The organism is Asaia bogorensis (assembly GCF_900465345.1).
In the GTDB taxonomy this organism is placed as follows: Bacteria; Pseudomonadota; Alphaproteobacteria; order Acetobacterales; family Acetobacteraceae; genus Asaia; species Asaia bogorensis_A.
Map to the genome: position 1 here is coordinate 1 of NZ_UEGO01000008.1, position 22,022 is coordinate 22,022.

Sequence of the window (22,022 nt, forward strand, 5' to 3'; positions counted from 1 at the left end):
CATCCGGGGCGAGTGGTGCGGCCAATTCACGGCCATCCGGCCCGTAGATACGCGCCGCCGCCCCACCTGCGCGCAAAAGCTCGCGCTTGGTGGGCGTATCGCATAATTCATCGAGCATTGCTTCGGAAACGACAGCACAGGGTGCGAGCACGAAACATCCGCCCTCAACGGCATAAACGCGCGAAGCAGCATTATTGACCTCGGCACTCAGGGCATATGCAAAAGGCTCATAGAGCGAAAAACTTGGCCATGCGCCGACATGGACCTGCTCATTCTGGGCATACATCGCGTATTTCGTGAGGGGCTGGATATGCTCCCAGCAGCAGAGCGCCCCAACACGCCCCAGCCCCGGAATGTCGTGAACGGCAAGATCGCTGCCATCGCCTTCGCCATAGACCGTGCGCTCCACATGGGTCACGCGCAGCTTGCGACGGGTGGCGATGGTTTCGCCATCCGGCCCGAGGATCCACTGGGCGATGTAGAGTGAGCCTTCAAAGCGTTCCGACAGCCCCAGCACAGCCGTGATGCCTGCCTCTCTGACGGCCTTGCGCAGGCGGTCGGCCTCGGGACTGTCATAAGCGAGCGAGTTATCGAAATAGCGGCTGGTGAAACCCTTGCCGATCGACCAGGCCGGGCTGTCGAGCCAGATATGCCACGGATAGCCGGGGATGAAGGTTTCGGGAAAAGCGATCAGAGCGGCGCCAGAGGCGGCGGCCTCCTTGATCAGGGCGATCGTCTTGTCGATGGTGGCATCGAGATCAAGAAAGACCGGGGCTGCCTGCACGACAGCGACCTTGTATCGGGGGTGCTTGAGACTCACTTGCCTGCTCCATCCGTTGATGTCTGATCGGGCGGGAAAAGCCCGGAACGAGATCGATCTTAGGTCGGAACGAATTTCTGTCTTGTCTGGGAGGGAAGCAAAACATGCCTGCCTCTTTTCGCCCTCGCAGAACCCTCAGATGGGCAAGGCGAGCCTGTTCTGGCGGTTGTTGCGATAGTCACGCGGTGCACAGCCATGGGCCACAGAAAAGACCCGACTGAAATGGGCCTGGCTGACAAAACCGCTCATGCGCGCGATCTCGCCGATCTGGTACCGGTCACGGCTCGGGTCAGAGAGCGCATCCCGCGCCCATTCGAGACGACGCTTCATGATATATTCTGCCACCCCCATGCCCTCATCAGCAAAGAGATCATCGAGATAGCGCGTGGAAATACGAAACTGTTCGGCAAGCATCCTTCGCCCGAGATCCGGGTCGCGCAGGCGCATCTCGATGGCATTGCGTATCTGCAGTCCCATGGCCATGCGATGTGATGTGGGCGCCCCTGAGCGATTCCCCGAAGCGATCAGCATGGTCGCCACCAGTTCGGCGGCCTGGGCGGTGAGCCTAGACACGAGCATGTCAGGCATAGGCCGCGTGGTGGCCATCAACCCCGTCAGGAAATGACGGGTCAGATCTGCCAGCGGGTTGGAAGCGTCGATCAGGGTCGCGGTAAGATACTCGGCGTGACCAAAGCGCGCATTCAGGGCATCGGTGGGAAGCATGAAGACAATCTGCTCGAAATCCCGGTCAAAACGCAGCGTATAGGGGCGGTTCGTATGATAGAGCGCAAATGTGCCCGGCAGGACAATGGCCTCACGACCATCCTGCAATACCTGCCCCCTGCCACTGACGCCGAGGCTCAGCAGATAATGGGTCTCCTCTGACGCGCTGATCAGGCGGCGGGTGCGCGATACCGACTGCGCGCTGGAACGCACGGTCGAGACACTGCAATTGTCGAGCGCCAGACGGGTGACGGCCCCCTGAAACCCCGCCTGTTCCGGCTTGCATTCAAGCGGCACAAAAGACCGGCAGACAATATCGTGCCAGAACTCGACTCCCGCCCGAGGCGGCAGACCGGCAATATCATAACTCTGCAATACCAGCGGCATGTCATTCTGCCTCCGTCAATGCTGTCATCTGACAGCGTAACCCACCGGTTAGCATGAGCAGGAATGTTGCGGTATCGTTATTGTTCCGCTCTGGAACAATCCGGAGCCTCCGGACAAGAGAAAGCTCTCTTGCAGACAAGAGTTGCCTGCGCCCGGCATGCTGACATTCCCGCTCGATTTCAAGCGGGGGTGAGATGAGACAGATCCTGAAAACCGGCGTGGTCCTCACGCTCTGCCTCAAGGCGTTTGCCCGAAGGACATTCTCCATCGGGACGCTTGCCATCGGGGCGTTCTCCATAAGCGCCTTCTGTCCGGGCATCGTGACGCAAGCGGTCGCGACAGAAGGCGGCCAGACCAACTGGGCCTCGGGCGTGCAGACAATCTATCCAGCCCTGACGCCAGCACCCGGCCAGACGCTGTGGCAGGATTACTTTGTGGTCAATCCGAACGGCGCCTATTCGAGCACAAGCCGGAAGTCTGCTGTGCCGGGCTTCAGGGCAACCGCCATCGCCAATGCTGCGCGACTGTTCCATAGCTGGCACGGCGAGTTTCTGGGCGCCACGATCTCAAGCAGCGCCATTCTTGCGATCAACAGCCTGACGCTCCGCGCGGGGGGACAGGGCGGCACGGCTTTTGGCGCCAACTGGCTCTATCTCGCGCCGCTCTATCTCTCATGGCACACACCCAAGCTGCATATCTATCTCGGTGAAGGGGCATTTCTGCCCATCGGCTCCTTCAGCAAGACCGATGTCGTCAGTGAATCAACCCATGTCTTTGGCTTCAATCAGGAGGCCGCCCTGACCTGGATGCCCACAAAACGCTTTGATGTCTCAGCCGAGGGTGAATTGCAGATCAACGCCAAAAACGGGGCTACCGATTACAAATCAGGTAATGTGATCAATATCGACTTTGGCGCAAATTACATGCTCACCCCTGCCTTGCCCCAACTTCGCCTCGGACTGAACGGCTTCGTGACGTCGCAATTCACCAATGACGTGCAGAACGGGCGACGTGTCGGGGATGGCAACCGACTGGCCAAATATGGACTTGGCCCACAACTGATCTGGTTTTTCAAACCACCCTATGCCGTCGCCCTCAAATGGCAGCACGAGATGGGCGTACAGAACAGCACGCGCGGCGACCGCTACTGGGTTCAGTTCCAGATACCGCTCTGAGGGGGCGGCGCGAAACAGGGGGAATCGTGCTCTATGGAGCATCATTCGGCGAAACCAGCCGATGACAGCCTCGATCGATCGATCGAGCGGGCAGACAACACAGCTCTGATCTGCCGAGATGGCGGAAACGCAAGGCCCAGGCTTCGCCACCCGGCCCAGGCTGACCACATCGTCAGCATGGGTCTTGCGCTTCTTATCCCGGCTGCCCAACGCATGAGCCCAAAGGAACAGCCAGGATGGAAAGAGCCTAGCGCAGAATACCGGTATGACCCACGCTGTAGCGGCCCGGCTGCGGCCAGACGGTCAGACCATGCGGCTCAGCCCCTACGGGGATTTTCTTTACATCGCCGGTCTCGGTGTTGATCGCGTAGGCCACATCATCGAAACGGCCGGAGAGCCAGAGCAGTTTTCCATCGGCGCTGACATTGCCCATATCCGGGCTGCCACCGCCGGGGATCGGCCAGGTCTTGACGACCTTGTCTGTCGCAAAATCGATCACTGACACGCTGCCAGGGCTGTGACGCGGACCATGAATCCTGTGTGAGCCGCGATTGGCGACATACATGAACTTGCCATCACGGCTGGGATACTCGCCATGCGTACCGGGGCCGGTCGGGATGAAGCCGGTTTCCTTAAAGCTGTCACCATCGACCACGAACACACCATCGGCATGCATATCGGCAATGTAAAACTTATGGCCGTCCGGGGCAGTCAGGATATCCTGCGGCATCCCACCCTTCGACAGCTTGAGATACCCGATCAGGCTGCGGTTGACCGTATCGATCTTGGCCAGATAGCCGCCGAATTCACAGGTGAAAATGGCATAACGGCCATCGATCGAGAAGTCGGCGTGGTTGATGCCCTTGCACTGCGGCGCCTCAACCGAACCGATAAGGGCCATGGTATGCGGGTCGCGGAAATCCAGACGCTCATGCGCTTCCGCCACCACGATGGCGTATTTGCCATCCGGGGTGAAATACATGTTGTAGGGATCGTCCACCGTGACAGCAGGGCCCGGCTTGCCCGTACGCGGGTCGATCGGCGTCAGGCTGCCATCATTGCTGCCCTCGGCATTGTTGGTGACCCACAATGTCCGCAGATCCCAGCTGGGCACCACATGCTGCGGGCTGCGACCGACCTTGAAGGTATCGACCACCTTGAACGTTGCGGGATCGATAACCGACACGCTGTTGCCACGCAGATTGGGTACATAAACCCGCGCCAGATCATCCTTGATGGCCGGCGAGATCTTGCCAGAAATCGTCTCGCTATAGATGTTTTTGGGATCGATGACCGCAGGCATGCCGGGAATGGTCTGCACAGCACCGGCAACCGGGGTGGGCGCGTTCGTCGCGGCCGGGGGCGTCACCTGAGCGACGGGGGCGACCGGTGTTGGGCTGGCCGGGGTAGAGCTGGATGACGGCGCTGCAGCCGGCGTTGTGGCGGCAGGAGCCGGGGCTTGTGAGGTCACACCTGAAGCAGCCGATGATGCTGTCGCCGGTGCGGATGCCGCCTGTGCCGGCGCTGCAGGGGTTTCCTGCGCACGTGTCGCCTGGGCCGTGGCCAATGACAGGCCAGCCAGCGAGACGATGAACGCGTGATGTGAGAACTTCATAGATGCTCCTTGATAACGGTTCTGCTTAGCGTGACGCGCCGAGGGCATCGAGCGCCGCCTGAACCTGAATCGCTGTTCCGATCTGCCCCAGCGCCACAGTCGCCGGGCGCGGGTCGCCGCCATAAACACCCTGTGCGCTGTCAGGCAGGGCCGCATTGTGCAACGCCTGCTCACGCACCATCGTCGGATCGATAGCGAGCATGAGCGCCGTGTCGCTCAGATCCGCATGTTTGCCCAAATCCTTGCCATACCCCTTTTGCCGCAGGATCTCGGCATAGCGTGTGCCGATACTGTCGTAATAGGCTGCGAGGTAGATGGCCTCGCCCTGACCACGCCACTTATTATTCAGCTTGTCCACCGCCGCCTTGAGATAGGACAAATACCCGCCGTGGTCGGCAATAAACACGACACGCCGGAAACCCTGAACATGGAAACTGTCCCCCGCTCCCATGATCAATCCTTCAAACACAGCAGGCGGGATCGAGATCGTTCCGGCAAAACGCATATGAGAGGTACGGGGGGAAGTTCCGCCTTCAGGGACATAGGCAATGACCGGCGCAACGAGCGTATGGCCCAGTCGGGCGGCGATGCGTTCCGCCTGTACTTCGGCCCGCACATTGTGCTTGCCGACGGCAATATAGGGGCCGCTTTGCTCGGTTCCCCCTACGGGCACGATGATCGTGTCTGTTCCCGACTGGATACGGGACTGGATTTCGGTCCAGGTCAGCCTTGCAAAGGATACCGTCTCGGCATGACCTGTCGATGGACGGATGAGGCAGGTCAGCGCCGAGGCAACCAACAGACAGGCCGCACGCCTGACACCGGGAATAAAAGCCAAACCGAGATCTTTCACCGGAAAACATGACACATGATACGCCTTGCCCATTGTCTGGCGGGCCTGAGCGGATCAGGTTTTAACATAGCTGTAGCGGTGCGCCAGAGAGGCGCTCCAAAACACCAATCCCAAGGGACAGCGCCTCTACCTGCCGCTATAGCCTGCGTCATTTTAAGACTAGCCCTTGCTGTTGGCCTGCCAGTGCCGTGCCCCCCTCAGGGCAGACCGCATGACTCGGCACAGGGAGCACAACCAGTCGCCCCTTGCGCTGTCATGTTGCAGAGTTGCGCCAGCACTGTAAAACCTGCTGGCTTCCACACAGCCCCGCTTTCACGCCTTCACTTCAGGATATCATTTTCATGGCGCTCGACCCCGTTGGCCTCAACGCCCTTCTGGCCCCCGAACCCATCGATAGTGTTGCCCATGTCATTCAGGTCGCGCTGACACCGGTTTTCATGCTGTCAGGTGTCGCCTCACTGCTGACCCTGTTCAACACCCGTCTGGCGCGGGTTTCGGACCATGTGGAGGAAGTCGCCCATCGCCTGCAGGACGACCATGAGGACGACCCGGATGAGACAGCACGGCTGAAGCGGCACCAGAATCGGCTACGCCGGCGGGTCTTTGCACTGGATTGTGCCATCATGCTGGGCGGCGTTGGCGGGGCCTCCACCTGCGGCGCGGCACTGGCCCTGTTTCTGGGCAGTCTGCATAACAGCCAGACTGTGGCCTGGCTGATCTTTCTGTTCGGGGGTGCGCTGTTCTGTACGGTCGGCGCGCTGTCGTCCTTTCTAGTGGATACACTTCTGGCCTGGCATGGCCTGAAAAGAGACGGGGCCCTTCCCAAGCCCGTAACCACCATCAAAGCAACAAGATAGGCCTCAGGACACCTTGGCGAGATATTTTATTTCGCCAAATACCCGGAGGTAAAATCCAAATAGAAAACGAAGTCGTTCCATGCGTTTATTGCATTGCTGGAGCGCGTTTTGAGCGATTGCTTCGGGCCGGTTTTGGGCGCTCTTACCGCGCCCACACACCAGATACCTTAGGAATAGCTTATGTTCACCGTCGAAATCCTCAACCTCGTCTCTCATCCGCTCAGCGCTCTGAGCGCTCTGACGATGGTTTCTTTCATTCCCGTTATTGGCGCTCTGCTGGTTGCCACGATCGCAGCCGATCGTACGGCCTGATCTAACATCGGAAATAGTTGCGAATACTTGAAGAAGAGATTAATCACCCGCTCGGGCGTCATCCCGTCTTCAAGAAATTCATCACTGTGGCTTGCTCACCGCCCTCAACGGCGGGTCGGTGCAAACAATCCCAGATCCAGCTTATGACCATTGGAATAGTTGAGCCCGGTAACGCGGCCATATTCCGTCAGGGCAACGCCCTGCCCATCCAGCGCTGAGCGAAGCGCTGCCTCGTCCTTGCGATCGACGAGCACCAGAGAACACGCCATATTGGCTGTGAGATACCGTGCGGCATCGGGCACACCGAGCAGCTTCGTGTTCGATCCGGCCAGAAACGCCAGGCTGGGCTCCGAATAGGATACCGAGACGAGCGTGCTATCCTCACAAGGCTTGTAATCCTCGTAAAGCGCCGCGGCGCGAGGCGCGAGCTGCAAGAGGCCAAGATTGGGTATGACCGTCAGGAAGATGCCGGCATGGATCACAACAGCCGCGCTGATCATGACCCAGGCCGCCTGAAGGCGTCGCGCTTTCCACAGAAGCCAGAACCCGTAAACCACCAGAGGCAGAGCGCCTGCCACGGCAATCGACGCACCAATATCGAAGCGATGTTCGCTCTGCCATAGCAAGGCGAGTCCAGCCACGGCAAAGACCAGGGCCAGTGCCCCCCAGAGCAGTCCATAGACCCCCATCAGCCCCCGTGCCCACAAGGCAGAGGGTCGACGCAGCGGCCATTTGACCAGCGTGGCCGCTACCAGAATGGCAATCGCGGGGTAGGTGGGCAGAACATAATGCGGCAGCTTGGTCGCGATCGCCTCGAAAACCAGCCAATGGGGGACAATCCAGCACAGCAGGAAGCGCACGGCCGGCTCGCGGTGACGCGCCCAGATGGCAGGCAGACCCAGCACCAGAAAAAGCGAGCCGGGCCAGAAGGCAAGCAGGAACACCACGGCATGAAAGCCCGGCGGCAAGCCATGCGCCTGCTGCCCGTGTCCGATCTTGCCAAGGAAATTGGTTCCGACTGCGCGTGAGAAGAAGGCCCCGTGGCTGACCACGCCAATCGCGATGCACCAGGGCAGCACGACAGCCAGAGTGACCAGCCAGCCCCATGAAGGGCGCAAACGCCGGAACCAGCTCGCCTGCTTTTCGATCACGCGCAGGGCCAGCGGTGTGGCGAGCCCGGGGATGAGAACGACCGGCCCCTTGAGCATGAGCCCACAACCCAGCGCACCCCAGTACAGCAGCGCAATGGTAACCGGCGTTTCGCGGTTGCGCTGGGCGTCGAGATAAGCACGCAGCAAGGCCGTCTCGACTAGAAGGATGTCCAGCAGCAAGACGGTGTCGATGGTCGCCATCCGCCCTTCGGCTGTCAGCAACGTTGAGACCGCCAGCAGGGCCGCGGCTACAAGGCCGGTCATCCCGCCAAAGAGCAGAGCACCCAGATAGGCTGTCAGAGTCACCGCAGACACGGCGGCGATCAGGCTCGGGATTCGATAGGGCCAGGCAACATGACGGTCATGAGGACCGCCGAAGATTTTCTGCGCCGTTGCCTCCAGCCAGTAAATCCCAGCGGGCTGCAGATAGCGGGGCTGATCGAGAAAACGGACATCGACGAAATTGCCGCTCTCGAGCATCTGGGCCGACGCTTCCATATAGCGTGGCTCGTCGCGATCGAGCGGCACGAGGCTCATGCGCCCAGGCAGGAAAATTGCCAGCGTCAGCAGCGCTACGCCAAGGTAATGGCGCCAGGTCAGAGTCATGAGAGCCCTCAGCGTTCGGTTACGCGGCCCGGCAGTCTCGTGCGATTGAGCAGCCACATGACACCCAGAAGATCACGGATGCCGACGAGCGCGCGATTGAGATTGGTATATTTGGACTGGCCGTGCAGACGCGCGCGGTGGCGGGTCTCGACGCAAATCAGCTTTGCCCCGTAGCACCCGAGAAGGGCAGGCAGAAAGCGATGCACACCCTCGAACTGAGGGATACGCAGGAAGGTATCACGCGCGAACAGCTTCATCGGGGCGCCCGTATCGGGGCAGCCATCATTGAGCAGTCGACGACGCAGCCCGTTGGCCAGTCGCGTGGCGATTACGCGTGAAAGACGGTCATTGCGCTTGAGGCGAACGCCCACAACCAGAGGTTCGCCCTCTTTGAAGGCTTCGGCACGCTTGAGCATGTCGATGATAACTGCGGGATCATCCTGACCGTCGCCATCCAGCGTGGCAATCCAGCGTCCCTGGGCTGCCTCGATGCCGGTACGCAATGCCGCAGACTTGCCCCGACACCGATCATGGCTCAGCAGGCGTAGCGCAGGAAGGAGGCTTTCACGGGCAGAGAGGAGTTGGGGCACCGTCGCATCGCGACTGCCATCATCAACGAAGATGATTTCGATATCCGGCGCGTTCTCGAACACATTCGCGAGTTCCTCGCAAACGGGGCGGATATTCTCGGCCTCGTTCAGAACGGCGATAACGATGGAAAGACGAATGGTCATGGCAGAAACCGCCTATGAATTGTCCGGGCCATGAAGCCCGGACAGATGATCAGGCCGCGTTCTGGTTGCGCGATCCGGCTTCGTTGGAAGCCTTCAGAGCCTGTGGCAGATCACTAATGCCACGGTCAAGCAGAGCTGAAGCGCCTGCCTGCTCGGCAGTAAGATGCTGTGTCAGCAGGCTGCGTGTCGCCTGAATGGCTGCATCGGCTGCCATTTCACGCACTTCGCGAATGGCTGCGCGCTCGGAGGCCGCGATGCGGTCACGGGCCATCTGCTCGCGGCGGGCTGCCACGGCTTCTGCCTCGCGACGGGCGTTCTCGGCAATGCTGGCTGCCTCGGCGCGTGAACGCTCGATCAGGGCACGGGATTCGGCCAAGGCCTGCTCACGCTCACGCGTGGCATCCTCAAGCATCTTCTCGGCCTCGCGGCGCAGGCGGCTTGCCTCGTCCAGATTGCTGCGCACCTGGTCGGCACGTGCATCGAGAACAGCTGCAATGGCCGCCCAGAGCTTGCGTCCGAAAAACAGGAAGAACAGGACGAAGGAAATAGCGACATAGAAACGCTGATCATGAAACATCGCGTATTCTCCTCAGCCCTTGCTGGCCGCAAGCCCGGCCTGGACCGCGTCCTGCACCTGAGCTCTGGAAACCGCATTTTCCAGACCTGCGGGGCGCAGCAGCTTTTCGATCAGGCTCTGGGCCGTTTCAGTAGCGACTGTCGGCAGGCTGGCAAGCGCTTCGGCACGGGCAGAAGCAATGCGCTTTTCAGCTTCGACAATATCGGCATGGAGCCGATGGTTCATTTCGTGGGTCTGTGCCTCGGCAGCCATACGGGCTTCGTGAACGACCCGATCGATATTGGCCTGAGCCTGTGCAGCCGCGTCATGGCGGGCGCGACGCAGTTCGTCAACGGCGCGGTCAGCGTCGTCACGGGCACGGCGGGCAATATCGAGATCGCCCTCGATCCGGTTGCGTCGATGGGTCAGAACCCCTTCGATGCGCGGCAGGGCCGAGCGGCTCAGAATGACGTAAAAGACCGCAAAGATGACAGCGCCCCAGACCACCTGCCCGATGAGCAGGGGGTTGGAGAAGTCAAGCTGCGGCATGCCAACGGCCCAGGCCCGTCCCGGCACAGTGCCGAGCGCAAGCACGACGGCAAGCGTGGCAGCGAGGTTTCGAGACGGAAGGCGCATGACTGTTACCCCTGCCTCTGGATCAGACGAAGAGGATCAGGAAGGCGATGAGGAGAGCGAAAAGCGCAACGGCTTCCGTCAGCGCGAAGCCGAGCATGCCGAGGCCGAACACATGCGGGCGTGCAGCCGGGTTGCGGGCGATCGAGCTCACCAGCGTCGAGAAGATGTTGCCGAGGCCGATGCCGACACCGGCAAGAGCGATAACAGCAATACCGGCGCCAATTTCGCGAGCAGCAGAGACGTCCATGAGTCAGGTTCCTTGGTTACGACGAAACAACAGTTGAGCGTGGGTCGCGGCGAGCACTCAGTGCGCCACAGCCTCACGCAGATAAATGCAGGTGAGGATGGCGAACACATAAGCCTGCAGAACGCCCACCAGCAATTCCAGAGCCGTCAGTGCGACATTGATGACGACAGGCGCCACAGCCAGCACCGACCCGAAGGCTCCAAGACCCGCCAGCATCAGGGTGAAGCCAGCGAAGACTTCGAGCAGAACGTGACCAGCCATCATGTTGGCGAAAAGTCGGATCGACAGGCTGACAGGTCGCGAAAGGAAAGAAAGGATCTCGATCGGCACCAGAAGCGGCGCGAGGAACACAGGGGCGCCATCGGGCAGGAAATGCGCGAAGAACTTGAAACCCTGGTGCTTCAGCGAAGCGAGAATGGACACCACGAAAACCAGCAGGGCCAGCGACACGGTCACGGCAATATGGCTGGTAAAGGTGAAGCAATACGGGATCAGGCCAAGATAGTTACCGGCCAGAATGAAGAAGAACAGCGCGAACACGAACGGGAAGAAGGCCGTGCCTTCCTTGCCGATCGTCTCTGTCGCCATGTTATGGATGAAGTCATAGCCCAGTTCGGCCGCTGCCTGCAGACGACCCGGGACAACAGCCGCCGGGCGCATGCCGATATACAGGAAGGCCAGAACAAGGATGACAGCCACCAGCATGAAAGCCGGAGACTGACTGAAGCGCAGCGCCTCGCCAATCTGCCCGAGAACAGGATGAAGCTCGAACTGGCCGAGCGCGTCAATCGTTGATCCGGCGGCCAAGCTGCCTCTCCCGCTTACGATGCAGACTTCCAGGCCCATGCCGGAAATCCATGAAACTCACAGTTAAAGGGTGCAGCTTGCGCCTTCACCCCGTCAGACGTTGGCGTTTTTCACCGCACGCCAGACATTCAGCATTCCTGCTGCACCGCCGATAAGCGAGAACAGGATCAGGAAGAGTGGTTTGGTGCCACACAGGCGATCAAGCCCGTATCCCACAACCACACCGACAACCAGCGCCGCGACCATTTCGGTCCCGATCCGCATTGCCAGCCCGAATGCCGAATAATCGGCATTGCTTTCATCCCCTGTGGAAACCGAGTCCGACTTTCCGCTTTTGCCGCGCATCCGGAGTTCTGCATCGGCCAGCCTCTTGTTGAAGCTGTCGGCGCCTTGCTCCGCCTGCGAGGAAACGTTCAGGTCGTCCTGTGCGCCCACGATTCCATACCTCGCTTTTCTCCCCTGTGCAGGGAGTCCTTGGTGCGCGTCTGCTACCCATGTCGACGTGTCGTGTCAACGCCTCGTAACTGCATGACAATGATTTCTTGGCCCTGTCATGACCGCGTTACTGGCCCCTCACCTCGCCTGTCAGCTCGCGCCTTGTCCTGTCCAGTGCCTCTGCGTAACGACGCAGCACATATTTCTCGCTCAGCAGCCCCACGACACGGCGTGAGAGACGATCGGCGATCACAACAAGGGCATCGGCCTCGGCCTGCTCGAAAAATGCAGCCGCTTCCCGGCAGGTCATCTCCGGCAGCAGCGTCATATCCTGATGCAGGGCCAGATCGCCAAGCACCCTGTCGTCAGGGTGATCCGGCGCATGGATCTCGGAGAGAAGCACGATCCCACGATATGTTCCGGATGCATCAACCAACACGATCTGCGGTGTTGCGCCAAGAGGGCAGCATTGCCGCGCCTGGCCAAGCAGGGTGTCGGGGGTGAAGCAGGTCATCTCATGGCGCATCATCCGCCCCACGGTCAGCTCACGCAGCCAGCTAATATCGATGGCAGAGCGAATCGATTCGCCACGTTGATGAAAGCGCCATGTGGCAAATGAGTAGCCAAACAGACGCCGCACCGTGAGCAGGGACATCACACAGGCCAGCAGAACACCGCTTGCCAGAGATAGATCCGCCGTCATCTCAAGGATAAGGCAGGTCATGGTCATCGGCACGCCGATGATCGCCACCGCCGTGGCACTCATGCCAAGAATGGCGCAGGTGGTCACTGACAAGGCCGCCGGGAAGAGCGCTGTCAGCCCATGCCCGAAAATCGATCCTGACAACACGCCGAGAAAAAGCGAGGCGAAGAACAGGCCGCCGCGAAAGCCGCTCCCGATCGAGATGGACGAGGCAACAGCCTTGAACACCAGCAAAATGACGAGTGTCGAGACTGGCAATCCTTCGACCAGCACCTTGCGAACGGCTGCGTGACCCGCAGACAGGATGGATGGCGAGTAAAGAGCGAGGCCACCCACCATCAACCCACCCAGACCGGGCCTGACCCAGCCCGGCAGAGACAGCCGCCTGAACAGACCCTCGGCAAATGTCACGCCATACATGACGGCAATACCCGTGAGACCACATGTTATGCCAAGCAGCATGACCGGAAGGCTGTCACGCATTCCCAAAGCAGCGTGCGGCAGCATGGTGACCGTCGCCGTTACCCCGCCAAGCAGGCGGACAACCCCGACAGCGCTGATGCTGGCGATCGCGACAGGGGCCAGATTGACGAGGGAATACGTCCCGATCACCAGCTCAAAGGCATAGAAGGCCCCCGCCAGGGGAGCATCGAACGCCGCACCAATAGCGCCACCGGCACCGCATCCCACCAGGATACGCATATCGGCGCGGCGCACGCGGAACAGAGCGCCACATCGTGAGCCCAGAGCCGCAGCAATCTGCGAGAACCCGGCTTCTAGGCCGAGCGAGGCACCGCAGCCATTGGACATGAAGGTCTGAAACGCCACGATGGCACTGTCACGCACCGACATACGCCCACCGTGAAGGGCATTGGCTTCGATCGGATCAACGGGACGATGACGGTAGCGCCGCGCGACGATCAGCCCGAACATGCCGAGCGCAAGACCGCCAAGGCAGGGCATGAGCACGGTGCGCCAGGGGTCGAGACGGTCAAGCCCTGAAAGCCTGCCATCATTATGCAGGTCGTAAAGCAGCCTGTGGGCCAGCAGCGTTGCCCGCGTCATGAGCCAGACACTCAATCCAGCAAAAATTCCGACACAAGATGATAGGACAGTCAACCAGATTTCATTGGATCGGACGAGGGCGCGGGCATAGTAGGGCACATGCACCCTGTGGCGAATACGCCTGAAAGCCTGTCGCCGCGCAGTTCTGTGGAACCCTGAACCCAAGAGAGATCCTAACATGACTTTGAGGACCGAAGGAAAGCGCTGTCCTTATTGTCGTCCGGACTTGTCGCAGGCAACAGAAAACCCCAGACTTCCGCTCCATTCCGCCTTCAAGGCCCCATACTGGCCGCATTGCCGCCCCCATCGGGCAGCGCTTCACGCAATGGCCCCCGTCGTCCCTCTGCTCATAAGGACTCACCCATCGTGCTTCTGAACGTTATCGAGCGCCTCCCGGCCCAGCCCGCGGGTCATCCGCCGGTCGTGTTCCTGCATGGCCTCTTCGGACGCGCACGCAATATGGGGTTCCTCCAGCGCCAGGTGGCGCGTACCCATCGCACGCTTGCGCTTGATTTACGCAATCATGGCGAGAGCCCCCACGGACCGATGGACTACCCGACCATGGTGGATGATGTGGTGGAAACCCTGCGTGCGCAGGAAGCCCTGCCCGCCATACTGGTGGGCCATTCCATGGGCGGCAAGCTCGCCATGATCATGGCGCTGCAATATCCCGAGCTCGTGGCAGGGCTGCTGATCGGCGATATGGCACCGGCCCGCACCGGCTTTGGACAAGCCGCCCTGGCGGAAGCAATGCTGCATATCCACTTCCCCGATCATCTCGATCGGCAGGAAGCCGATCAGCTTCTCGCCCGGGAAATTCCCAACCGGAGTGTGCGTGACCTGATGCTCCAGAATGTTCGCCTCGGCAGCGATCCGGGCTGGCAGATCGGCCTGCAGGACATCACCAACTCGATGCCCAACATCGAGAACTGGCCTTACATGCCCGAGGGCTATGTTTATGAAGGGCCGACGCTTTTTCTGCGCGGCGAACATTCGCCCTATATCAGCAAGGATCATGAGCCGGTCATGAGGCGGCTTTTCCCCCATTACCGGCTGGAAACGATCCCCGATGCCGGACACTGGCTCCACGCGGACAATCCCAAGCTGTTCACCGAGAAAATGCTCGCTTTCATCGACATGATATGACCATGCGCGCCCAGATGCCCAGGTTCCGACCTGCAATGATCAAGCGTGCTATCCTGCTGATGCTTCTATTGCACACCAGCGCTTGGGATAGCGAGCCCGCTCGGGCGGAGCCCCTGCCGGCATTGACCCGAGAGAGCCTTCAGACCCTGGAACTGGCCCGCTCCTCCATAGCGCTTCATTCAGTTGCTGGGACGCGCAACGAAACCCCGGCAGTGGCCGATCTGTATCGGCGAGCCCTGATCAGTGGCGGCTTTGCTGCCAGTAGCATCACTATCACGCAGCAGGACGGGACGGCCTTTCTTGCCCTGCATTGGCAAGGGCGCGATCCTGCCCTCAAGCCGCTCCTGATACTGGGCCATATGGATGTGGTGGCTGCCAATCCCTCCGATTGGCAGCATGACCCGTTCACGCCTGTGACGGAAAATGGCTACCTCTACGGACGCGGCGCGAGTGACATGAAGATGAGCAATGCTCTTGCCATCACATCACTCATCCACCTCAGACAGCAGGGTTTTGTTCCGGATCGCGGCATCATTCTCGCCCTGTCCGGCGATGAGGAAACGGAGATGAAGACCGGCCAGGCTTTGGCCAGGATATTTGCCAATGCAGGCAAAGTGCTCAATCTCGATGTCGGCGGTGGCGTGCTGGATGAGGAAACGAACCGTCCCGTTTTCTACACATGGTCCGGTGCTGAAAAAACCTATGCCGATATCGCTCTGAGCGTCAGCGATCCGGGGGGGCATTCCTCAGAACCCAGATCTCGCAACGCCATTGACGTGCTGGCCGAAGCTCTGTTGAAAATACAGGCGCATCCGTTCCGCCCCGAACTGAATGCCCTGACACGCAGCTATTTCATGAATGCCGCCCGGTTCTCCTCGCCCCGGCTGGCTGCGGCCATGCGTGTGTTTGCTGCGACGCCTGATAATGCCAGAGCCGTCGCCATATTACGCGCCGAGCCGTCTCTTGTTGGCAGTATCGGCACGACCTGTACGGTGACGACAATCCGGGGTGGCCATGCCCTCAATGCGCTGCCGCAACACGCCGAGGCCAATATCAACTGCCGTATCTTCCCCGGCCATTCACGCATCGACGTCATGCACGAACTGGCAGAAATCATCGATGACCCGTCCGTTCATCTGGAAGATCAGAGTGCAGGATCGGTCGAGACACCACCGTCGCCTCTGGACGCCCCCTTCGCCGCCGCCGTTACCCGCGCTGCGCATGCTGCCTACCCTGATGTACCGGTGTTTCCGAGCATGAGTTCGGGTGCGAGCGACAGCATGTGGTTTCGGGCCATTGGTGTGCCAAGCTATGGCGTCTGCCCGATCTTCATGAAGTCGTCAGACAATTTTGCCCATGGGCTGAATGAACGCGTGCCACTTTCCGCCATCACGCCGGGACTACACTTTCTGCTCTCGCTGATCCCTGCCCTTTCCGGGCCATAATGCCCCTGGCGGCCTTCGGTGCCCTCTGACCGCAGACCCTCTGACCGGTCGATTATTCGCCCTCCTCCCTCGGCATCCATCCTGAGGGAGGGAGGCGACCCTGGCTTACCCTGTCAGCGCATTGCGGATTGTTTTCCCCTCTTCCGAGAGACGCCACAGATACCACGCCAGCGCCGAACGCCAGGGCGCGAAACGCTCACCCTCCACCCGTAGCTGAGCCGGCCTGGGCGACGCGTCGAGCCCGCGCAGCTTCTGCCATCCTGCCCTGACCGCAAAATCATCCACGGGCAGCACATCCTGACGTCCCAATGTGAAGATAAGTAACATCTCGACTGTCCATCGCCCCACTCCCCGTAACGTGATGAGACGGGCAATCAGGGTTTCGTCGGGCAGCACAGACGCCTCTTCAGCACCGGGGACAGTACCTTCCAGCGTGGCCTGAGCGAGCCCACGCAGCGCCGCAAATTTCGCTGCTGAGAGCCCGCAGCCCCTGAGGGTCTCTTCGGGCAGGGAAAGAAGGAAGCCTGGCTCGGGCATATCCCCGCCTGACAGGGCACAGACACGCCCCAGTATGGCCTCTGCCGCGCGACCGTGAAGCTGCTGGCCGATGATGGCCCGTATCAGGGCCTGATAAGGTGTCTTGCCATCAGCCCCGCGCAGGCGACAGGGGCCGATGCGGGCCATGACTTCCGCCAGAGCCGGATCCTGCCCGAGACAGGCGTAAAGAGCTGGGTCTTCGAGCACCGGTTTTTCCTCTTATGTAACAGGCAAGACGTTCACGCGCTTGGCAAGATCATGGGTCCAATGTCATGATAGCGCCAGAAGCCAGATCGTGTCGTGATCCAGGGTGAGCGCCCTGCCCGGCCACGTGGCGGCGTGTGTTCTGATTCTTGCAGGTGTTCTTCTGAAACGCACCCGACCCGTCGATCCGGCGCCCCCTTCATCCGGTGCGGCCCCTATGCCGCGCCCGGATAGAAAACGGGCACGAAACGAGCCGTTGCTTTATGCACCAACGGCAAAGTCGATGCGCGCCCTGCCCCCGATGCGTGGCACGCGCGCACCCCTGACCCATTACGAGCCGAAAACCGGGCTCGAGCCGGATCTCAAACCGGCTGGCGCATCGCTCATTCGCCCCCAGATTCTGGAAGATCAGGGCGTTGTCACGGTCCTCATTGCTTCGGCTATTGCTCACGCGATCATCCTGGGCCTGCTGATCTATGAAGGTGCCCGCCATGCGCGAGGCCTGCCGGAGGGAATCGAACAGCCACAGGTCGAGATGATGTTTGCCCCGCCCTCGCGCAGCGGCATGGCGGGACCGCATGAAGACAAGCCCGGTGGTGAGGAAAAACCATCGCAGAGTCACGATGCGCCTTCGGCTTCCAGCCCCGAGAAAGAGCAGGAACAACAGCCGGACGAGGCCGAATCCACACCCACCCCGGCCGTACCCACACCAACACCGCCTGCGGCCCCCCCTGTGCCCGATGGTCCCTCAACCGAAATTCCCAAGACACAGACCGACCGACCCGTAAGCCCCGGCATCGCCAAATCGGGTACGAAAACGCAGACGCGCGCCCATAGCCATCGCTCCAGCCGACGCCCGACCACGAAACAGTCGGACAATCCGTTTGCAAACATGACGACGCTCGATTTTGGCGAGGCCCCCTCCACCCCGCGCCGCCAGCGTGGACGCCGTGGCGGTTCGGGTGCGCCAATCGACATGTCGCTCGGCCCGCTTTCGACCAATGGTCAGATCAATGCGCCCTTCATGACGCGCAACTCCATACGCGGCGTGAGCGACGATTACGGCAGCGAGATCGACCGCTGGATCCGTGCGCATCTCTATTACCCTGAGGATGCCATCAAGAACGGCGAGGACGGCCCCTCTTCTGTTCATGTCGTGCTCGACCGCACAGGCCGCGTAAAATCAGTGCGCCTTACCGGGCAGTCGGGCTCCTACTCGCTCGATGCTGCAACGACAGGCATGTTCCAGGGCGCGCATCTGCCACCCGTCCCGCCTGATATGAAGGGCGACCATTTTGATATCGACCTTACAATCAACTACATCCTGATCAGACGCTGAGACCCGTATGAGCCTGGACTCCGTTCGCGACGAACTCGCCCGCCTCGCCCCCGACCTGTCGATCATCGATGATGGTCGCAGTACCGCCACCGTTCTCGAAGCGGCCGGTGTGCATGGTGTCGAACCCGACCAGATTGCGAAAACCCTCTGCGTGGATGTGGGCGGGCGTATTGTCCTGGTCGTCATGGCTGGAACAGCACGGCTCGATAACAAACGCGCCCGCGAGGCTCTGGGCGGCAAGCCCCGCTTTCTCGGGCCCGAAGCTGTGATGGACGTCACCAGTCACCCGGTGGGCGGTGTCTGTCCCTTTGGCCTGCCTGCCCCTCTTCCGGTCTATTGCGACGACTCCCTGCGCGCCTTCGAGGAAATCATCCCCGCCGCCGGATCGATCACAGCCTCGGTGCGCATGACGCCACAACGTCTTGTCGAACTGACAGACGGGGTTTGGGTGCATGTGCGGCAGGATACGAAGTAAGCGTTCTTTTTTGCAAAAAAGAACCAGAAAACTTCTGACTTGATGAGGGCCTGAAGCAGGAGGCAGCAAGAAAGCGCAGGTGCCGGTTCAGGGGTCACCGCCGATCAATAAAATGCCTTCGGCGGTCCGAGGGCAAAAACGCTACCCAATGCCGTCGGCTCAAATCTGAAAAGTCTTTTTGCTTCTTTTTCTTCCAGAAAAAGAAGACCCCCGTCCCCTCAGAGGGAACGAGGGTCAGCCAGAATTACTCCGCAGCTTCGGCGTAGCTGGAGATATCCGGGCAGGAACAGACCAGATTACGATCGCCCCAGGCATTGTCGATACGATTGACTGGCGCAAAATACTTCACGCGGTCCAGCCCGTTGGGGAAGCAGCCCTGCATGCGGTCGTATTCGCGGTCCCACTCACCCACCAGATCGGCGGTGCTATGGGGCGCGTGACGCAGAGGGCTGGATTCCATGGCAATGCTGCCAGCCTCGATCGCACGGATCTCCTCACGGATAGCAATCATGGCATCGCAGAAGCGATCGAGCTCAGCCTTGCCCTCGGACTCGGTCGGCTCGATCATGAAGGTGCCTGCCACGGGAAAGCTGACCGTCGGGGCATGGAAGCCATGGTCGATCAGGCGCTTGGCGATATCATCCACCGTAACGCCCACAGCGTCTTTGAGCGGACGCAGGTCGATGATGCATTCATGCGCCGTGCGGCCATTGGCGCCACGATAAAGCACAGGGTAGTGCGGCTCGAGGCGTGCTGCGATGTAGTTAGCATTCAGGATGGCCATTTCAGTGGCCTCCCGCAGGCCGTCATCGCCCATCATGAGCACATACGCGACCGAGATCGGCAGGATCGAAGCGGAACCGAAAGGGGCAGCCGATACGGCGCGGGCATCGCCACGCTCAGGACGGCCAGGCAGATGCGGGGCGAGATGCGCCTTGACACCGATCGGCCCCATGCCCGGGCCACCGCCGCCATGCGGGATGCAGAAGGTCTTGTGCAGGTTGAAATGCGACACATCGGCGCCGTACAGCCCGGGGCGGGCAAGGCCAACCTGCGCGTTCATGTTCGCACCGTCCAGATAGACCTGACCGCCAGCCTCGTGCACGAGATCGCAGATCTCCATCACCGCTTCCTCATACACGCCATGGGTCGAGGGATAGGTGAGCATGAGGGCTGCAATGCGCCCTTCGTGCTGCGCGATCTTCTTGCGCAGATCCTCCAGATCGACATTGCCCGCAGCATCGCAGGCGGTCACGACCACGCGCATGCCGACCATCTGGGCGGAAGCCGGGTTGGTGCCGTGCGCCGAGGCCGGAATGAGGCACACATCGCGTTCGCTCTGGCCATTGGCCTGATGATAGGCGCGAATGGCGAGCAGCCCGGCATATTCACCCTGCGCGCCGGAATTGGGCTGGAGCGAAACCGCGTCATACCCGCTCACGGCGCAAAGCGCATGTTCGAGGATACCGAACAGCTCCAGATAACCTTCGGTCTGATCGGCAGGTGCAAAGGGATGAAGCGCCCCGAATTCCGGCCAGGTGATGGGGATCATCTCGGCCGTGGCGTTCAGCTTCATGGTGCACGAGCCAAGCGGAATCATGGTGCGATCGAGCGCCAGATCCATGTCGGACAGACGACGCATATAGCGCAGCAGGTCCGTCTCTGAGCGATGCGCGTGGAATACGGCGGCCGTCATGAAGGCCCCGCTGCGCGTCAGCGCTTCCGGGATCGTGGTGGCGCCATCAAGCTTGGCCTCAAGCGCGGCAAGACGTGCCTCATCGGGGCAGAAGCAGCGCCACAGCGCCTTGATATGGCTCGCCTCGGTGGTTTCATCACACGCAATACCAAGACGACCCTGACCGGCATCGCGCAGATTGATTCCGGCCTTGCGCGCGCGCTCCAGAACGAGAGTCGCGGATTCACCGGCCTCGACCGTAATGGTGTCGAAGAAAACGCTGGTCTCGACCTTGACGGCCAGTTCGCGCAGGCCTTCAGCCAGAATGGAGGCAAGGCGGTTCACACGATGTGCAATGGCGCGCAGGCCCTCAGGCCCGTGATAGACGGCGTACATCGAGGCAATGACCGCCAGAAGCACCTGCGCCGTGCAGATGTTCGAGGTCGCCTTCTCGCGGCGGATATGCTGCTCGCGGGTCTGAAGCGCAAGGCGATAGGCCGAAGCCCCGCGGCTGTCACGCGATACGCCAACCAGACGGCCCGGCATGGTGCGCTTATAGGCGTCACGCACGGCCATGAACCCGGCATGGGGGCCACCGAAGCCCATAGGTACGCCAAAACGCTGCATGGAGCCGATGGCAATATCGGCGCCCAGCTTGCCTGGCGCTTCAAGCATGACAAGGGCGAGCGGGTCGCAGGTAAGGGCCGCAATGGCACCCTTTTCATGCAGCGAGGCAATCACCCCACGGAAATCACGCACTTCACCCGAACTGCCCGGATAGGAAAGCAGCGCACCAAAAACGGCTTCAGGATCGAGATCGGTTTCAGGGTTGCCGAGTTGGATGGTCCAGCCCAAAGGCTCGGCGCGTGTCCGCAGCACCGCAAGCGTCTGGGGATGCGTGTCGGAATCGACAAAGAATACCGTGCTCTTGGTCTTGGCGTTGCGCTGGGCGAGCGCCATGGCTTCGGCGCAGGCCGTGGCCTCGTCCAGAAGCGAGGCATTGGCGATATCGAGCCCGGTCAGATCACAAACCAGCGTCTGGAAGTTCAGGAGCGCTTCAAGACGGCCCTGGCTGATTTCCGGCTGATACGGCGTGTAGGCCGTGTACCAGGCCGGATTCTCCAGAATGTTGCGCTGGATGACGGGAGGCAGGATCGTGCCGTGATAGCCCTGCCCGATCATGGATTGCATGACCACATTGCGGCTTGCGATCTGCTTGAGCCGCGCCAGCGCCTCGCTCTCGGTCAGCGCGGGGCCGACGCCAGAGGCCTTGCGGTCCAGAATGGCAGAAGGCACCGTCTGCTCGATCAGCGCGTCGATGCTTGGCACACCGAGCGTCTTGAGCATGGAAACGACTTCGCCAGGGCGCGGGCCGTTATGGCGTGAGACGAACTGGTCATCTTCATGCGCGGGCCACAGCGATGTATTGGGCGACGTATTGAGCGGGGCGTTACGGGTCACGTCTCGGCAGATCCTTGTCAGGAACGCAAACGAGTCAGGACGGCACGGGCCACCCTGT

General features: G+C 60.8%; 21 protein-coding genes. 7 read left to right on the forward strand and 14 right to left on the reverse strand.

The window, feature by feature from the left end; genetic code table 11:
* The coding region (locus ED655_RS03350) for a carbon-nitrogen hydrolase family protein (RefSeq protein ID WP_162993369.1) at window positions 1-820 on the reverse strand (820 nt) is incomplete at its 3' end.
* A 135-nt stretch (window positions 821-955) separates the two neighbouring features.
* A complete protein-coding gene (locus ED655_RS03355) occupies window positions 956-1,930 on the reverse strand; it encodes an AraC-like ligand-binding domain-containing protein (RefSeq protein WP_122048998.1) in 975 nt (324 codons plus the stop codon).
* Between the two features lie 194 nt (window positions 1,931-2,124).
* Here ED655_RS03355 and ED655_RS03360 point away from each other — a divergent pair, with 194 nt between their 5' ends.
* Complete coding sequence (locus ED655_RS03360) at window positions 2,125-3,105, forward strand: SphA family protein (RefSeq protein ID WP_122048999.1); 981 nt, start codon at window positions 2,125-2,127, stop codon at window positions 3,103-3,105.
* A 247-nt stretch (window positions 3,106-3,352) separates the two neighbouring features.
* Here ED655_RS03360 and ED655_RS03365 read toward each other — a convergent pair whose 3' ends face one another.
* On the reverse strand, window positions 3,353-4,720 hold the full coding sequence (locus ED655_RS03365; protein WP_122049000.1) for a YncE family protein: 1,368 nt from the start codon (window positions 4,718-4,720) through the stop codon (window positions 3,353-3,355).
* A gap of 25 nt (window positions 4,721-4,745) precedes the next feature.
* Entirely contained in the window at window positions 4,746-5,558 is an 813-nt protein-coding gene (locus ED655_RS03370; RefSeq protein ID WP_408735639.1) for a creatininase family protein, read from the reverse strand.
* Window positions 5,559-5,914: 356 nt separating this feature from the next.
* Between ED655_RS03370 and ED655_RS03375 the strand changes: the two genes are divergently transcribed.
* Together ED655_RS03375 and ED655_RS15965 are read left to right on the forward strand one after the other, a co-directional pair.
* Window positions 5,915-6,430: a DUF2721 domain-containing protein gene (locus tag ED655_RS03375; RefSeq protein ID WP_035444273.1), complete on the forward strand. Its 516-nt coding sequence runs from the start codon at window positions 5,915-5,917 to the stop codon at window positions 6,428-6,430.
* Window positions 6,431-6,610: 180 nt separating this feature from the next.
* Window positions 6,611-6,742, forward strand: coding sequence for a hypothetical protein (locus tag ED655_RS15965; protein ID WP_023977846.1), 132 nt, complete (start codon window positions 6,611-6,613; stop codon window positions 6,740-6,742).
* A 104-nt stretch (window positions 6,743-6,846) separates the two neighbouring features.
* Here ED655_RS15965 and ED655_RS03380 read toward each other — a convergent pair whose 3' ends face one another.
* The 8 genes from ED655_RS03380 to ED655_RS03415 all read right to left on the reverse strand — a co-directional run bounded on the left by ED655_RS03380 (window position 6,847) and on the right by ED655_RS03415 (window position 13,682).
* Complete coding sequence (locus ED655_RS03380) at window positions 6,847-8,499, reverse strand: ArnT family glycosyltransferase (RefSeq protein ID WP_122049002.1); 1,653 nt, start codon at window positions 8,497-8,499, stop codon at window positions 6,847-6,849.
* A gap of 8 nt (window positions 8,500-8,507) precedes the next feature.
* A complete protein-coding gene (locus ED655_RS03385; RefSeq protein WP_062163974.1) occupies window positions 8,508-9,233 on the reverse strand; it encodes a glycosyltransferase in 726 nt (241 codons plus the stop codon).
* Between the two features lie 49 nt (window positions 9,234-9,282).
* On the reverse strand, window positions 9,283-9,810 hold the full coding sequence (locus tag ED655_RS03390) for a F0F1 ATP synthase subunit B family protein (RefSeq protein WP_062163973.1): 528 nt from the start codon (window positions 9,808-9,810) through the stop codon (window positions 9,283-9,285).
* Between the two features lie 12 nt (window positions 9,811-9,822).
* Window positions 9,823-10,425, reverse strand: a complete 603-nt coding sequence (locus ED655_RS03395) for a F0F1 ATP synthase subunit B family protein (RefSeq protein WP_062163972.1) — start codon at window positions 10,423-10,425, stop codon at window positions 9,823-9,825.
* A gap of 22 nt (window positions 10,426-10,447) precedes the next feature.
* A complete protein-coding gene (locus tag ED655_RS03400) occupies window positions 10,448-10,672 on the reverse strand; it encodes an ATP synthase subunit C family protein (RefSeq protein WP_023977841.1) in 225 nt (74 codons plus the stop codon).
* Between the two features lie 57 nt (window positions 10,673-10,729).
* Entirely contained in the window at window positions 10,730-11,479 is a 750-nt protein-coding gene (locus tag ED655_RS03405; RefSeq protein ID WP_062165669.1) for a F0F1 ATP synthase subunit A, read from the reverse strand.
* 93 nt (window positions 11,480-11,572) lie between these two features.
* Window positions 11,573-11,914: an AtpZ/AtpI family protein gene (locus tag ED655_RS03410; RefSeq protein ID WP_240993471.1), complete on the reverse strand. Its 342-nt coding sequence runs from the start codon at window positions 11,912-11,914 to the stop codon at window positions 11,573-11,575.
* 127 nt (window positions 11,915-12,041) lie between these two features.
* Window positions 12,042-13,682: a chloride channel protein gene (locus ED655_RS03415; RefSeq protein WP_240993472.1), complete on the reverse strand. Its 1,641-nt coding sequence runs from the start codon at window positions 13,680-13,682 to the stop codon at window positions 12,042-12,044.
* Window positions 13,683-14,048: 366 nt separating this feature from the next.
* Between ED655_RS03415 and ED655_RS03420 the strand changes: the two genes are divergently transcribed.
* Window positions 14,049-14,828: an alpha/beta fold hydrolase gene (locus ED655_RS03420; RefSeq protein ID WP_122049004.1), complete on the forward strand. Its 780-nt coding sequence runs from the start codon at window positions 14,049-14,051 to the stop codon at window positions 14,826-14,828.
* Between the two features lie 35 nt (window positions 14,829-14,863).
* Window positions 14,864-16,273 (forward strand): M20/M25/M40 family metallo-hydrolase, encoded by a 1,410-nt coding sequence (locus ED655_RS03425; protein ID WP_122049034.1) that lies wholly within the window; start codon window positions 14,864-14,866, stop codon window positions 16,271-16,273.
* 105 nt (window positions 16,274-16,378) lie between these two features.
* Here ED655_RS03425 and ED655_RS03430 read toward each other — a convergent pair whose 3' ends face one another.
* Window positions 16,379-16,957 carry a DNA-3-methyladenine glycosylase family protein gene (locus ED655_RS03430; protein ID WP_122049035.1) on the reverse strand — a complete coding sequence of 193 codons (579 nt, stop codon included), beginning with the start codon at window positions 16,955-16,957 and terminating at the stop codon, window positions 16,379-16,381.
* Window positions 16,958-17,120: 163 nt separating this feature from the next.
* On the opposite strand from ED655_RS03430, the gene ED655_RS03435 reads away from it, so the two are divergent.
* Window positions 17,121-18,353 (forward strand): energy transducer TonB, encoded by a 1,233-nt coding sequence (locus tag ED655_RS03435; RefSeq protein ID WP_240993473.1) that lies wholly within the window; start codon window positions 17,121-17,123, stop codon window positions 18,351-18,353.
* A gap of 7 nt (window positions 18,354-18,360) precedes the next feature.
* Window positions 18,361-18,828, forward strand: coding sequence for a YbaK/EbsC family protein (locus tag ED655_RS03440; protein WP_122049005.1), 468 nt, complete (start codon window positions 18,361-18,363; stop codon window positions 18,826-18,828).
* 244 nt (window positions 18,829-19,072) lie between these two features.
* Here ED655_RS03440 and gcvP read toward each other — a convergent pair whose 3' ends face one another.
* The gene (gcvP, locus tag ED655_RS03445) at window positions 19,073-21,964 is read right to left on the reverse strand and encodes an aminomethyl-transferring glycine dehydrogenase (RefSeq protein ID WP_122049006.1); all 2,892 of its coding nucleotides are present in this window, start codon (window positions 21,962-21,964) and stop codon (window positions 19,073-19,075) included.
* Between the last annotated feature and the right edge of the window lie 58 nt (window positions 21,965-22,022).